The organism is Stenotrophomonas sp. YJH_SMC_21, assembly GCF_059369555.1.
Genome location: NZ_JCAFSU010000004.1, coordinates 299094 through 315191 on the forward strand (window position 1 = coordinate 299094; position 16098 = coordinate 315191).

Annotated in this window: 5 protein-coding genes; 2 read left to right on the forward strand and 3 right to left on the reverse strand. The window is 67.3% G+C overall.

Annotation, left to right across the window (positions count from 1 at the left end; all coding sequences use genetic code 11):
- Positions 1 to 7 precede the first annotated feature (7 nt).
- The 3 genes from AC5P67_RS08970 to AC5P67_RS08980 form a co-directional block, all read right to left on the reverse strand.
- Positions 8 to 1765, reverse strand: coding sequence for a hypothetical protein (locus AC5P67_RS08970; RefSeq protein WP_005412660.1), 1758 nt, complete (start codon positions 1763 to 1765; stop codon positions 8 to 10).
- A 199-nt stretch (positions 1766 to 1964) separates the two neighbouring features.
- Positions 1965 to 4556 (reverse strand): DNA mismatch repair protein MutS, encoded by a 2592-nt coding sequence (mutS, locus tag AC5P67_RS08975; RefSeq protein WP_111117652.1) that lies wholly within the window; start codon positions 4554 to 4556, stop codon positions 1965 to 1967.
- Positions 4557 to 4690: 134 nt separating this feature from the next.
- Positions 4691 to 5083, reverse strand: a complete 393-nt coding sequence (locus tag AC5P67_RS08980; protein ID WP_043035632.1) for a barstar family protein — start codon at positions 5081 to 5083, stop codon at positions 4691 to 4693.
- 364 nt (positions 5084 to 5447) lie between these two features.
- Between AC5P67_RS08980 and AC5P67_RS08985 the strand changes: the two genes are divergently transcribed.
- Together AC5P67_RS08985 and AC5P67_RS08990 are read left to right on the forward strand one after the other, a co-directional pair.
- A complete protein-coding gene (locus tag AC5P67_RS08985) occupies positions 5448 to 7124 on the forward strand; it encodes a ShlB/FhaC/HecB family hemolysin secretion/activation protein (protein ID WP_227860059.1) in 1677 nt (558 codons plus the stop codon).
- Positions 7125 to 7145: 21 nt separating this feature from the next.
- Positions 7146 to 16098, forward strand: an 8953-nt coding sequence (locus AC5P67_RS08990; protein ID WP_495214574.1) for a two-partner secretion domain-containing protein, incomplete at its 3' end; no start/stop codon positions are given.

Genomic DNA, 16098 nt, shown 5'->3' on the forward strand with positions numbered 1-16098 from the left:
GCTCCGATCATGGGCCAGCAGTGCTCGATTCGACGATGCGCACCGGGCGCGCTAGGCCGTCGAATGCATCCACATAACGACGATGAAGCATCCCGTCCCGGCGCAGCTGGGTGTCCTGCATCGGCCGGATCTGGGTGGTCAGCGGATTCCCGCGTGGCGCCAGTTGCGTTCCATAGCGTGCGGGGTAGGGCCCCGATGCGGCTGCCTTCACATACCGGGTTTCCTGTACCACCAGGCCGGCACGGCGAAGGCGCTCGATCTGCAGGTCGCCGATGTTGGCGGTGTAGTCGTTGCCGAAGACATACTCGGCCTGCACGCCGTCGGGCCGGTTTTCCCAGGTTGTTGAAACGCAGTTGGAGGTGCAGCCACCGGTGAATGACCAGTGTGGTGAGTATGTGTACGTCCAGGAGGCGGGCTGGATGCCGGGCCCGGACAGGGTCTTGGATACCAGCGACTTGGCCATGTAGGCATTGGGAATGCCGAATGAGCCAAACCCGAAGTTGGAGGAACTAGTGCCGATGATGCCGCAGCTGCCAGGCGTGTTGTCCGATCCGTGGATCAACTGGCGAAGCGAGAACACCCCTTGTGCGCCGCTGGGATGGCGCATGGTGATCACATCGTTGAAGGCCGGGTCGCCGGCATCTTCCGAGCGGAATCCCGTTGCATTCTGCGCGCAGGAATTCATGTAGAAGCCTGGATTCAGGACGGGGGGCACCATCGTCCACGGCATGGCGCCCACATGGCGGTCGGTGGAGAAGGTCCAGCGCGACTGGTCGGGAAGTACGACTTCGTTGAGCGTGCGCCCCCAGTAGCTGTCGACGTAGTTGTAACGCCAGGTGCGATCCCCGGCCCGGACGGCGCCGATCTTGCCCTGCGCGTCATAGTCGATATCGATCCGGGCTCCGTCATTGGAAATGATCGCCAGCAGGCGGGTCGGGTTGGCACCGTCGTAGCTGTAACTGACCCAGTTGCCGTGGCGGTCCTCGACACGTGTCGCGTAGAGGAAGACATCGACGACCGGAACCAGCAGGTAGGGCTGCGATGTGCCATTGCCATTGCCATCACGATAGTACTCGTTGGCCAGCACGTCGTGCTGGTCGCGGACCGCCATCCAATCGAAGAAGTAACGGGTGCCATCGGTGGTCCGCACCACAAAACCTTCGCCGGTTCCATTCCTGATGGCTGGCAGGCAGCTGACGCGCCACTGGCTGGCCGAGGTGCCAATGTAGGTTGCCCCATCCTGGGGCAGGCTTGCCCCTGCTTCCTTCAGCAAAAGGGATTCATAACCGACCGCAGGGAGGTTGATGAAGATGCCGCTCCAATAGGTGTGCTTCGGGATGACCCGGGTGTTGAAGTCCGGTGACGGGCCCACCCACTCGGTCGGGGACAGGTTGCTGCCGCTGCAGCGGCCGCCGCCCGCCGCATTCCAGCCCCGGCGTTGATCGTAGGAGCCCATCATGTAGGGGGCATCGATCTCCCAGGACGCCCCCAGCGGGGCGGCAGCGCGATCCAGTCCCTGTTTCTGCTTCGGCGTTGTGCGGGTGAATGCGACCCGCATTCCACTGCTGGTCGGCACCACGACATCGGTCTGCGAGAACTGCAGCGTGCCATCCTTCCTGTTTAGGGAATCACCAAACAGATCATCGCCGAGCGCCGCGACCCGCGCACCCCGCAGGCGTTCGTCGTAGGTACGCTCGCTGCTTACGAATTCCTGTGCATCGGCCACGCCACACACCAGCAACAACGCTAGAACCGTACGCCGCATGTTCGTTCCCTCGTGATCGAATCCCCTCGCTTCGATGCCGCGGCATGTTGCCCGGCCCCATTGCATGCCGCTGGGATCGCAGTTTCAGTGACTGTGCGGAACGGCGCCCCAGCTCCCCTGTGGCGGTCTGCGTGGCCGAGTATGCAGGATTCTCCGCGGTGGCTTCCAGGGGGGCATGGTGCCCCCTGGCCAGGCGCACTTACAGCAGCGTTTTCAGCCGGTACAGCGCTTCCAGCGCCTGCTTCGGCGTCAGTTCGTCCGGATCGATCGCCGCCAGCGCTTCCTGCGCCTTGCTGGATGGCGCCGCGAACAGCCCGAACTGCTGCGGGGCATCCAGCGCCTGCGGCGCCAGCTCGGCGGCGTGGCTTTCAGCGCCGCGCTGTTCCAGCTCGGCCAGGCGACGCCGTGCCTGCGCCACAGTGGCGCGCGGCAGGCCGGCCAGTGCGGCCACCTGCAGGCCAAAGCTGCGGTTGGCCGGGCCGTCCTTCACTGCGTGCATGAACACCAGCGCTTCGCCGTGCTCGACCGCGTCCAGGTGCACGTTGGCGATGCCGCTGCGGCCGCCCTCATGCTGTTCGTCGGCCAGCGCGGTCAGCTCGAAGTAGTGGGTGGCGAACAGCGTGTAGCAGCGGTTCTGGTAGGCCAGGTGGCGGGCCACCGCGTCGGCCAGCGCCAGGCCATCGTAGGTGGAGGTGCCACGGCCGATCTCGTCCATCAGCACCAGCGAATGGGCGGTGGCGTGGTGCAGGATGTAGCTGGTCTCGGCCATCTCGACCATGAAGGTTGACTGCCCGCGGGCGAGGTCGTCGCCGGCGCCGATGCGGGTCAGGATGCGGTCGATCGGGCCGATCACCGCCCGGCTGGCCGGCACGAAGCTGCCGATGTGGGCCAGCAGAACGATCAGCGCATTTTGCCGCATGTAGGTCGATTTACCGCCCATGTTCGGGCCGGTGATGACCAGCATGCGACGGTCCGGATGCAGGTCCAGGTCATTGGGTTCGAACGGCTGTTCGCGTACCGCTTCGACCACTGGATGGCGGCCGCGTTCGATCTTCAGGCACGGCTCGGCCTGCAGCTCCGGGCGCGCCCAGTCCAGCGCCTGCGCGCGTTCGGCGAAGGCGGCCAGCACGTCCAGTTCGCTCAGCGCAGCGGCACACTGCTTCAGCGGTTCCAACTGCCCGCCAAGGGTGTCCAGCAGCTGCTCGTACAGGTACTTCTCGCGCGACAGCGAACGTTCGCGCGCGGACAGCACCTTGTCCTCGAATGCCTTCAGTTCTTCGGTGATGTAGCGCTCGGCATTGGTCAGCGTCTGGCGGCGGGTGTAGTGCACCGGCGCACGATCGGACTGGCCCTTGCTGATTTCGATGTAGTAACCGTGAACGCGGTTGTAGCCCACCTTCAGGGTGGGAATACCGCTGCTCTCGCGCTCGCGCAGTTCCAGGTCGACCAGGAACTGGTCGGCATGGGTGGACAGCCGGCGCAGCTCGTCCAGCTCTTCATCGAAGCCATCGGCCAGCACGCCGCCGTCGCTCAGCTTCAGCGGCGGCATCTCGGCGATGGCGCTGGCCAGCAGCTGCGCGCACGCGTCGTGTTCGCCCAGCGCCGCATGCAGGGCCTGCAGGCGCGGCGAGTCCAGCGGGGCCAGCACTTCGCGCACCGCCGGCAGCAGGCCCAGGCCGTCACGCAGGGTGGAGAAATCGCGGGGGCGCGCCGAGCGCAGCGCGACGCGGGTGAGGATGCGTTCCAGATCGCCGAGGCGGCGGAACTGCTCGCGGATGTCGGCGTCCGCACCGCGATCAATCAGGGTTTCCACCGCGTGGTGGCGCTGCACCAGCACCTCGCGCAGGCGCAGCGGGCGGTGCAGCCAGCGGCGCAGCAGGCGCCCACCCATGGGTGTCACCGTGCTGTCGAGCACGCCCAGTAGGGTATTGCGGGTATCACCGTCGACACGCGTGTCCAATTCCAGGTGGCGGCGGGTGGCGGCGTTCATCGCGATCGCCTCGCCGGCGGTTTCCATCGCGATCGAAGTCAGGTGCGGCAGGCGCTGCTTCTGGGTTTCCTCGACATACCCGAGCAGGGCGCCGGCGGCGGCGGTGGCACGGGGCTTGTCATCGATACCGAAGCCGCTCAGATCGTGCAGCTTGAAGAAGTTCAGCAGCTGGCGGCGGCCGCTGTCCGCGTCGAACAGCCACGGCGCACGGCGGCGCACGCCGGTGCGCTGGCGCAGGAACTCCGGCCAGTTCTCCTCGTCGGGCACCAGCAGCTCGGCCGGCTCCAGCCGTGCCAGCTCGGCTTCCAGGGCGTCGTCGGTCTCCACTTCGTTGACCAGGAAGCGGCCACCGGCCAGGTCGGCCCAGGCCAGGCCGTAGCCCTGCTTGCTGCGCGACAGCGCCATCAGCAGGGTGTCGCGGCGCTCGTCCAGCAGCGCTTCGTCGGTGACCGTGCCGGGGGTGACGATGCGCACCACCTTGCGTTCGACCAGGCCCTTGGCGAGCGCCGGGTCGCCGATCTGCTCGCAGATCGCCACCGACTCGCCCAGCGCCACCAGCCGTGCCAGGTAGCCTTCGTAGGCATGCACCGGCACGCCGGCCATCGGGATCGGTGCGCCGCCGGAGCTGCCACGCTGGGTCAGGGTGATGTCGAGCAGCCGCGCAGCCTTGCGCGCGTCGTCGTAGAACAGCTCGTAGAAGTCGCCCATGCGGAAGAACAGCAGCAGGTCCGGGTAGTCGGACTTGGCTGCGAAGAACTGCTTCATCAGCGGGGTGTGCTCGGCGGACTTGTCTTTGGACATGGGACTCGTGGATCAGGGCGTCCGGCCGCGCCGGGCGGCAGCGGCAGCGGAGCGGGTACAGGGCCGTCCATGGTAACTGCTGGGGCCGGTGGGCGCCGCTGCGGTTGGTGGGCATTGCCGTGCGGGGCACACAGTCAGGCCGGAACCAGGGTGATCTGCCGGTGGCTTGCGAAGATCTCCATTACGATCCCGAAGTAGGTCTGGCCCTGGCCTCGTTGCAGGGCGTCCAGCTGGAGCGCAATGGTCCGCCTATTGAAGGTGCCCGGGGCTTCCAGCTTGGACTGCAGCCACTGACATGTGGTAGTTCGTCCCAGTGCGGCGCGGCTGTGCTCGATATCACCCCAGATCACCGTGGCCCGGTCGTGGCCGGCCAACACCCCATAGCCGCCATGCAGCAGGTCATCCAGGGCGTCCAGGCTTGGCCCGAGCTGCCAGTTCTCGCCGGCCATGAACACGCGGTTGATCTCCGCGTACAGGCTGGGGATGTCATTGATGGCGGCGCCTTCAATCTGTAGGACGATGGTCATGCGGCGACTGTAGCGTCAGCAGGCGGAAGCTGGCGTGCTGTAGTACCAGGGTTCGCGCCATGGCCCGAACGCGCAGCGTCCCGGGCGTTTGCGGCGTGTTGCCCCGCAGTCGACTGAATTTGCAATCTTTCCTATAGAAGTTCCTGAGGCGGCCGATACCCTTTGCGCCTTTCTGCGCTTCGCGTAGCGGCGTGCTGTCGCCTGTGCGTCGGCAGACCCGAATCAAGCCGGCACGTCGATGCATTGTCCTTTTCCGGACAGAGCGCCTGACGGCCTGCATCAATATCAGGAAAACACTGTGCGGTCAGGGAAGAAGCAGGCACGACAGGCGTGCCGTGGTGGTGGGTGGGTGGTGTTGCTTGGCATGACCTTCGGTGTTGCCGCCCAGCAGGCCGGTGATCCAGCCGCGCAGGAACTGCTGAGGCAACAGGAACGCGAACGCGTGCTGCGCGAGCAGCAGGAACAACGCCCCGACGTCCGCCTGGAGCGGAACGCGCAGAAGGAGGGCGACCGCCTGCCGGCGCAGGAGCGCCCCTGCGTGCGCATCGATCGCATCGTGCTGGAAGGCGAGGACAGCCAGCGCTTCGGCTGGGCACTGGCGGCTGCCGACCCGGTCGACGATCCGGCCACAGGCCGTTGCCTGGGGACCGAAGGCATCAACGTGGTGATGAAGCGCGTGCAGACCGCGATCATCGCCCGCGGCTATGTCACCACGCGGGTGCTGTCGGCACCGCAGGACCTCAACCAGGGCACGCTGACGTTGTCGGTGGTGCCAGGCCGGTTCCGCGAGGCCGTGTTCTCCGACCCGCAGGGACGGCATCCGGCCCTTGCCAATGCACTGCCGATCCGCAGCGGCAGCCTGCTCAACCTGCGCGACATCGAGCAGGGGCTGGAGAACCTGCAGCGCGTGCCCACCGTCAGCGCCGACATCAAGATCGCGCCGGCCGACGGCGAGGGCGCGGCGCCAGGCCAGAGCGACCTGCAGATCGACTGGACGCAGCGCTCACCGGTGCGCGCCAGCGTCACCCTGGACGATGCCGGCAGCCGCGGCACCGGCAAGCTGCAGGCCAATGCCACGCTGTCATTGGACAATCCGCTGGGCCTGAACGAGCTGTTCTACATCAGCGCCGGCCGTGGCGTGTTCAATGGCCGAGGCAAGGACACCAACAGCTGGACCGCGCACTACGACGTGCCCTACGGGTATTGGCTGTTCGGTGCCACCGCCAGCGCTTACGACTACAGGCAGAACGTGGTGGGTGCCTTTGAAAGCTATGACTACAGCGGCCGCAGCCAAAACGCCGAAGCGCGGGTGGACCGGCTGTTGCTGCGCAATGCCAAGGTCAAGTTCAGCGCCTACGCGCGCGGCTGGCAGCGAGAGTCGAAGAACTACATCGACGACACCGAGATAGAAGTACAGCGCCGCCGCACCGCAGGCTGGGAACTGGGCCTGACCCACAAGCAATTCATCGGCAACGCCACGCTCGATGCCAGCGTGGCCTACCGGCGTGGCACGGGGGCCTTCCACGCCTTGCGCTCGCCAGAAGAGATGGCGCAGCAGTGGGATCCGACGCTGCCGCTGGAAGGGACCTCGCGGATGAAGCTGATCACCGCCGACGCGCAGTTCAGCGTGCCGTTCCAGCTGGGCAGGCAGCGCCTGCGCTACACCGCCGCATGGCGGGCGCAGTGGAACCGCACGCCGCTCTCGCCACAGGACCGCTTCGCCATCGGCGGCCGCTATACCGTGCGCGGTTTCGATGGTGAAAGCTCGCTCAGCGGTGAGCGCGGCTGGTCGCTGCGCAACGATCTTTCGCTGGGCATCGGCGGTGGCCAGGAGTTCTACGTCGCCGCCGACTACGGCCGCATCGGCGGCCCATCCGCGCAGTGGCAGTCCGGCCGTGACCTGGCGGGCATGGCGCTGGGCCTGCGCGGCGGCTGGCAGCAGCTTTCCTGGGATGGCTTCGTCGGTTCGGCACTGCACAAGCCCGCCCATTTCCCCACCGACTACACCACATTCGGCTTCAGCCTGGCCTGGCGCTACTGATCTGCCACAAGGACACGTGACATGAACACTATCTATCGTCTGGTTTTCAACCGCGCGCTGCGCGTCTGGCAGGTGGCGTCGGAGCTGGTGAAGGGTGGCGGTGGCCTGGTCGGCCATGTGCCGGGCCGGCAGAGCGCCGCGCTGTCGCCGCTGGGCTTCGCACTGATGTGCTCACTGGGCTGGGTCAGCATGGTAACCCCTGCACTGGCGCAGTCCGATGCGCGCATCATTTCCGACCCCAATGCGCCGGGCCGTGAACGGCCGACGATGGTGACGGCCCCCAATGGTGTGCCGATGGTGAACATCACCACGCCGTCGGCGGCGGGTGTGTCGCGCAACCGCTATTCGCAGTTCGATGTCGGACGCGAGGGCGTCATCCTCAACAACGCCCGCGGCCAGGTGCAGACGCAGCTGGGGGGCTGGGTGCAGGGCAATCCGTGGCTTGCCACCGGCAGTGCGCGGGTCATCCTCAATGAAGTGAACGGTCCGGCCAGCCGGCTCAACGGCTACGTGGAAGTGGCCGGGCAGCGCGCCGAGGTGATCATCGCCAACCCGGCCGGCATCCAGGTCAACGGCGGCGGCTTCCTCAACGCCAGCCGCGTGACCCTGACCACCGGCACGCCGATGTTCACGGGTGCTGGGGTACTGGAGGGCTACCGCGTCACCGGTGGTGCGATCCAGATCGATGGAGAGGGTCTGGACACCAGCCGCGCTGACTACACCGACCTGATCACCCGGTCACTGAAGGTCAACGCCGGCATCTGGGCCAACCAGTTGCAGGCCACGCTGGGCAACACCGTGGTCAATGCCGACCACAGCCAGGCCAGCCTGATCCCGGCCAACGGCGAGGCACCGACCTTCGCGCTGGACGTGGGCGCTCTCGGCGGCATGTTCGCCAACAAGATCTGGCTGGTCGGCAACGAGCACGGTGTGGGCGTGCGCAATGCCGGCAGCATCGGCGCGCAGGTCGGTGAGCTGGTGGTGACGGTGGACGGCCGCCTGGAAAACACCGGCGCACTGCAGTCGCTGCAGAACGTGCGCTTGCAGGCGCGCGGTGATCTTGCAAATGCCGGCACCATCGCCGCCACGCGCGAGGTTGCGATCGACACCGGCGGCACGCTGGACAACAGCGGCGGCAAGCTCAACGCACAGCGCCTGCAGGTCGAGGCGCAGGGCCTGCGCAACCATGGCGGCAGCATTGAACAGACTGGTGTGCAGGCGCTGGCGCTCAAGGCCGAAGCGGCCCGCAACCGCAGCAACGGTCTGCTGGGTGCGCTGGATGCCGTCGCGTCCGGTGGCAACGGCGGTGGCCCAGGGGGCGGCACGTCGCCGGGCAGCGGCGGAGGAACGCCGGGAACCGGTGCCCCGGGTACGGGGACGCCGGGTACCGGCGGCGGCTCGACCGGCACGCCGACCTCGCCAGTGGTACCGATGGCCGAGGGCCTGATCGCCATCGCCGGCATGCTGGACAATGACGGCGGCAGCATCGCCAATGGTGGTGCGGTATCGCTCGCCGCACGTGCCGGACTCGACAACAGCGGCGGTCGCCTGGGAGTGAGCGCGCTGCAGGCTGGGGGCGAGCTGCGCAATGATGGCGGCACGCTGCAGGTGCATGGCGATGCCGCGTTGCATGTCGGCCTGTTGTCGAACCAGAAGGGTGCGCTGAGCGTGGCCGGCGGCCTGCGGCTGGATGCGCAGTCGCTCGACAACCGCGGGGGTGAATTGCGGCACGCCGGCAAGGCGGCATCGTCGTGGACGGTGCAGGGTCTGTTCAACAATGACGGCGGCCTGCTGGCCACCAACGCCGCGCAGTTGGCGCTGCAAGCAGGCCAGGTCGGCAATGCCGATGGCCGCATTGAACATGCCGGTGAGGGTGGCCTCACGCTGGACACGGGTGACTGGGCTGGTCCCGGTGGACGGCTGAGCACGGTGGGGCGCCTGCACTGGACGACTGGCAGCGCCGACCTGCGCAACGGTGCGCTCAGTGCGGCGGGATTCGACATCGTGGCTGGCACGCTGGACAACCGCGGCGGCAGCCTGCTGTCGCTCGGAACCGGTGCCAGTTCGGTGAAGGCGTCGAACCTGGACAACGGCGCAGGTGGCACGTTGGCCGGCAACGGCGACCTGATAGTGGCCGCGACCACGCTGGACAACAGGAAGGGCCTGGTGCAGCAGGCTGGCACCGGGAGCTTGAGCGTGCAGGCCGATACGCTGCATGGCAGCGAGGGGCGCCTGCTCAGCAACGGTGCACTGGTGCTGTCCGGCGGCGAGCTGGATGTGAGCGGCGGTACGACGTCGGCGCAGAGTGCGCAGATCCACGCCAGGGCACTGCGCAACCGCCAGGGCCAGATCGTCTCGCAGGGTGTCTCGGAGCTGGCACTGGACGTACGCGATGCGCTAGACAACCAGGGCGGCCAGATCGTCGGCAACGGCGGCCTGCGCATCGACGCCGGTCGCATCGACAACCAGAAGGGCACGCTGCAGTCGGCCGGTACGCAGGGCGTGGCGCTGACGGTGCGCGACACGCTGGATAACAGCGGCGGCGGCATCTCCGGCAATGGCCAGGTGCAGCTGCAGGTTGGCAGCCTGGTCAACCAGGGCGGCAAGGTGCTGGCGGCAGGCAGCGGCGCGCTGCAGGTGCAGGCCCGAGAGCGCTTGGACAACAGCAACGGCGGCCGCCTGGCCGGTACCGGTGATCTGCGGCTGCAGGCGGCAAGCCTGGACAACCGCAGCGGTGCAATCGAACACGCCGGCGGCGGTACGTTGCAGATCCGCGCAGACAGCCTGCAGGGTGCGGGCGGCCGCATCCTCAGCCAGTCGGCGCTGGAACTTGAGGGCGGCGACCTGCTGCTGGGGGCCGGCAGCACTACCCAGGCAGAGCGCATTGCCATCGATGCGCAGCGCTTGGACAACACCGGTGGCAACCTCAGCGCGACCGGCAGCGACGCGCTGCGGCTGCACGTGGCGCAGGGCGTGGACAACAGTGGCGGCACGATCGCCGGCAACGGGGCACTGGATGTGCAGGCCGGTGAACTGATCAACCGCACGGGCACGCTCAGCGGCGCCGGAACGGCCGACAGCACGTTGCAGATCGTCGGTGCGCTGGACAATCACGAAGGCACGATCGCCAGCAACGCCAACCGCCTGACGATCGCCGCCGCACGGCTGGACAACAGTGGCGGCAGCATCCGCCAGGCCGGCAACCAGGGCCTGGACATCACCACCGGCCGCCTGGACGGCAGCAAGGGCACGCTGGTCTCCTCGGCCACACTGACCTTGCGCGCCGACGACGTGGATCATCGTGACGCGACGCTGGGCGCCGATCGCTTCGACCTTGAGGCCACCACGCTCGACAACGCCGGTGGCCGCATCATCGCCAGCGGCGAAGGCGCCAGTCGCGTCAAGGCGACGGCGCTGGGCAATGCCGGTGGTACGCTGGCCAGCAATGGCGACCTGACCCTGCTGGCCCGGACGCTGGACAACAGTGCAGGCAGGATCCAGCACGCCGGCAGTGGCCAGCTGCAGGTCTCGGCGCAGGCCCTGCTGGGCAAGGGCGGCAGCGTGCTCAGCAACGGCAGCTTCGTGCTGGATGGCGCCTCGCTCGATCTTAGTGGAGCGACCACCTCGGCGCGTCGCGTCGCCATCAGCGCCGGCACCCTGACCACCGCCGGTGGCACGCTCACCGCAACCGGTGAAGATGCGCTGCGCCTGCGCGTACAGGGTATGCTGGACAATCGCGGCGGTTCACTCGCCAGCAATGGCGCGCTGGATGTCATCGCGCAGCAGCTGAACAATGCGCAGGGCACGCTGCAGGGCGCAGGCGCCGGGCACTCCACGCTGGCGATCGGCCAGGCGCTGGACAACCAGAAGGGCCGCATCCTGCTCGGCGGTGCCGGCACGGTCACCGCGGCCAGCCTTGGTAACCAGGGCGGCACAGTGCACGCGGGCGGCAGCGCGCTGGTGCTGGGCGTTGACGGTCGTCTCGACAATGGCGAGCAGGGCCTGCTGTCCAGCACCGGCATGGTGACCCTGGACGCCGGCAGTCTCGACAACCGCCACGGCACCCTGGTCGCTGGCAAGGACCTGACGGTGACCACGGCGGCAGGCGTGGACAACAGCGACGGCGCGATGCAGGCCGCCGAACGGCTGCAGCTGCAGGGTAACGGCCTGGACAACCAGCGGGGCACGCTGCTGGGTGGCCAGCTGGACATCGATACCCGCGGCCAACGGCTGGACAACCGCGCCGGCACGCTGGGTACGCAGAAGGGCGCGCTGAGTGTGCGCAGTGGCGTTCTGGACAACCAGGGCGGTCGCGTGCAGTCGGCGGCCGACCTGACCATCAACACGGCCGGGCAGGACATCGACAACCGTTTCACGGCCGGCAGCGGTGGGCTGCTGGCGGCCGGGAAGCTGCAGCTGGAAGGCGGTGTGCTGGACAACCGTGGCGGCGCAGTCAATGCACAAGGCGATGCGCGTCTGCTGCTGGCCCGCGTTGACAACAGTGCCGGTGGAACACTTGCCAGCGCTGCGGATCTTTCGCTGCGGGCGGCGAGCCTGGCCAATGCCGGTGGTCGCGTGCAGGCCGGACGCAACCTCGACCTGACCCTCGACGGGCACCTGGACAACGCCGCCGGCGCGATCGCGGCCGGCCAGCGGTTGACCCTCACGGCCGCCAGCGTGGACAACCGCAACACCCGTGGCGGTGACGGCACGCATGGGCTGCAGGCGGGCCAGCTGCAGTTCGGTGCACAGTGGCTGGACAACAGCCAGGGCCAGGTCGTCACCGATGGCAGTGCGCGGCTGCAGATCAACGGCCAGCTGCAGAACACCGGCGGCGTGATCAGCACCGGCGGCAACCTGGACAGCCAGGCGGACAACGTCGCCAACAGCAGTGGCCTGCTGCGCGCTGATGGCAGCCAGACCCTGGTGGCACGTGTGCTCAGCGAAGACGGCCAAGTGCATGCGCAGCGTGACCTCGGCCTTACCCTGCAGCAGGGCATGCGCCATCGTGGCGAATGGATCGCCAACGGCACGCTGTCGCTGAACCTGTCCGGCGACCTCGACAACCAGGGTGTCGTGCGCGGTGGCAACCTCGACCTCAACGCCCAGAACATCACCAACGCAGCCTCGGGTGAGATCTCCAGCCAGGGTACGACCCACCTCAATGCCCGTGGCCAGCTGACCAACCGCGGCCTGATCGATGGCGCGCTGACGCACCTGGAGGCCGGCGAGATCGACAATCTCGGCACCGGGCGCATCTACGGTGACCACGTGGCGATCTCCACCGGCGTGCTGAAGAACCGCGCCGAAGAGGCCGGTGGTGCCACCCGCGTCGGCACCGTGGCCGCACGCGAGCGGCTGGACCTGGGCGTGCGCGAACTGCAGAACACCGGCAAGGGCCTGATCTACAGCGGCGGTGATGCGGCCATCGGTGGCGCGCTCGGCGCCGACCGGATCGCCAGCGGCATTGCCGGGCGGATCGACAACATCAGCTCGGTCATCGATGTGGGCGGCAATCTGTCCATCGATGCGCAGGCGGTCAACAACATCCGCGAGAACGTGGCGATCGCCCCGACCCAGGTCAAGACCATCGACACTACCGTCAACATGATGGTGGCGGCATGGCAGAAGAACTCGAAGAACACCGCAGGCACGGTCAGCGATACCAGCAATTACAAGGCCTGGGAGTTCTACTACATCGCGCCGGAAGACGTGCTGCAGGACGAGCCCTACATTGCGCCGGACGGCACCCGCCTGGGCAAGGCGGTGGTTCGCCTGACCGCGAGCACCTCGCGCTTCTTCTTCGGCTCTGGTGGATTGGGCTATGACGTGCGCGGTGAGCGCTGGCGCATGGATCCGGTCAACGGCACCGTCACGATCTACTACGTGAGCAAGGGCACTGCCGCCAATCCGGACCAGGTGCCGGGCGGCGATCCGTTCGACGTGCTGAAGTCGAAGGAGAAGTTCACCTACCAGAACGACCGCCTGACGTTCTCCAGCGCCTACGGTACCTGCAGCACTACCTGCATCCAGTTCATCACCCCGGCGTCGTTGAGCAATCCCGATGCGACCATCGTCGGTCGCCGCCAGCACACGCAGGAACACGGCCTCAATGAAGAAAAGCGCGTTGCTCACCACGTGGCCCATGAGGACCAGCTGCAGCCCGGTGCCGGTGCCGATGCGGTGATCCGTTCCGGCGGCAACATGCGCCTGTCGGTGGACGAGCTGAACAACCGCTACGCGCAGATTGCTGCGGGCGGCAATCTGCAGATCGTCGGTCACGGCGCCGACAGCCGTGTCAGTAACGTTGGTCTCGAATTGTTCCGCACGCATACCTTCAACAACACCTCCATCGCCTACGACGGCACCCGAACGCAATGGACCGCCGAGCCCATCTCCGAAAAGATCGGCCAGCTGGGGGGCCAGATTACCGCCAACGGCACGTTGAGCATCGATGTCGGTGACCTGAGCAACCTCAACCAGGGGCGCAAGGCACCGAACGTGCAGAACGGTTCGGCCATGGCCAACCTCAACGTGCAGGGGCCCAAGGCGCTGCCGGATGGGCCGGGTCATGGCGGTGCGCAGGGGCCGGGCCAGTCCACCGGCACCGGTGCCGAACGCGCGCTGTCACAGGCGGCCGATGCCGCCGGCACCCAGCAGGGCGGCAACGTCGGCGGCGTGAGCGGCAACACCGGTACGTCCGGGCCGCGCGTGGTCGCGGCCAGTGGCGGATCGCCGGACCGCATCGCAATGGGGGCGCCGGATACGCGCGCGCCGAGCGCCAGCCTGTTCAACGTCAATCCCAACGGGGGCCACTATCTGGTCGAGACCGATCCGCGCTTCACCGACCACAAGACCTGGCTGAGCTCGGACCACCTGCTGGGCCAGATGGGCTACTCGCCCGATACCGTGCAGAAGCGGTTGGGTGATGGGTACTACGAGCAGAAGCTGGTGCGTGAGCAGATCGGCCAGTTGACCGGTCGCCGCTTCCTCGACGGCTACGCCAGTGACGAGGCGCAATACCGCGCGCTGCTGGAGGCCGGTGCCACGGTCGCCAGCGAATGGGGCCTGCGGCCCGGCGTGGCGCTGACCGAAGCGCAGATGGCACAGCTGACCAGCGACATCGTCTGGCTGGTCGAGCAGACCGTCACCCTGGCCGATGGCAGCACCACCACCGCGCTGGTGCCGCAGGTCTACCTGCGCCTGCGCCCGGGCGATCTGGACGGGCAAGGTGCACTGCTGGCCGGCGCCAATGTCGATATCAAACTGGGCAATGGCCTGGTCAACACCGGCAACATCGCCGGCCGCAAGCTGGTAACCATCGATGCAGGCAACATCGAGCATCTGGGTGGCAGCATTTCCGGCCAGTACGTCGGGCTGTCGTCGGACAAGGACATCCGCGTTGCCGGTGCCACCGTGACGGCCACCGATGCGCTGTCGGTCAAGGCCGCGGGCAATGTCACGGTGGCCTCCACGGTGGAGACACAGCGGGGCGGTGGCACCTACCAGTACGAGACCAACCGCATTGATCGGGTTGCTGGTCTGTATGTGACCAACCCCAGTGGCGACGGCATGCTGTCGGTGGTGGCTGGCGGTGACATCAGCCTGCAGGCCGCACAGATCCGCAACGCCGGCGCCGACGGCCTTACCCAGCTGGCCGCAGGCGGCACTCTGGATGTTGGCGCGATTGCGCTGGAGAAACGCCGCGACGCCACCTTCGATGAGCGCAACCACCAGCGCAGCAGCAGGACAACACATGCTGCCAGCTCGGTGCAGGGCGCTGGCGATGTGGTGCTGGCCGCTGGCAAGGACATCAACCTGGCCGCCGCGCAGATCAAAGCGGCGGGAGGTCTGGCATTGCAGGCCGGCGGTGACATCAACAGCCAGGCGCTGGTGGACAGCGAAAGCCGCGACTTCTCCAGTGCGGGCAAGCGCAGCTCGCTGCAGGTCAGCCAGCGTGATGAGACGGTGCGCGGCAGCCTGTTGCAGGCCGGGGGCAATCTGCTGCTGACCGCGGGCCGGGACGTGAGCCTTACAGCCGCGTTGGTCGACAGCAATGACGGTGCGGTAAGCGTGGCTGCGGGCCGCGACGTGAACCTGCTCTCGGCCAACGAGACGCACGACTACGGCCTGGACAGCTACGAGAAGAAAAAGAAAACGCTATCCAGCACCACTACCACGCGCAGCGTCGACAACAGCGACAGTTATGCCATCGGTACGGCGATCCAGGGCGAGCGCATCAACATCACCGCCGGCCGCGATCTGACTGCGGTTGGTGCGGTGGTCGATGCCACTGGTAATGTGATTCTGGGGGCGGGCAACAACGTATTGATCACCGCCGCAGAGGACCATCACAGCAGTGAGTCCAACGAGAGCAAGAAGAAATCCGGCGTTACCGGAGGCTTCGGCAACGGCGTGGCATCGGTCGGCTACAGTAGCGCGAAGAACAGCAGCACCCGCGCCGAGCAGTCCACCACCCAGGTGGGATCGGCGATCGCCTCGCGCGACGGCAATGTGCTGATCAATGCTGGCAACACACTGACGATCGAGGCGTCGGACGTCGCCGCAGGCGAGAACCTGACACTGGTGGGCAAGGACATTGCGCTGCTGGCGCGACAGGACACCACGGACAACCAATCCAGTCAGGCCAGCAAGTCCAGCGGCTTCTCCGTGGGCGTGACCTACGACCCGACCAAGGCCTACCGCAGCGCCCGCGATTCGACCACCGACGGCATGGCCGACAGTGGCTCGGCGATGGGGCGGATCACCCGTACCGCTGAAGGCGCAGCCTCCGGCCTGCGCGCGGCCACCACTTCGACCGTGGTGACTGCCGGCAGCCAGCGCACCAACAGCGAACAGAGCCATTCGACCAGTGATGCCCGCGTCAGCCAGTTGGCTGCAGGCGGCGATCTCACGTTGATTGCCAACGGCGGCTCGATCCTCAGCCAGGGCACGCAGATGTCGGCCGAGGGCA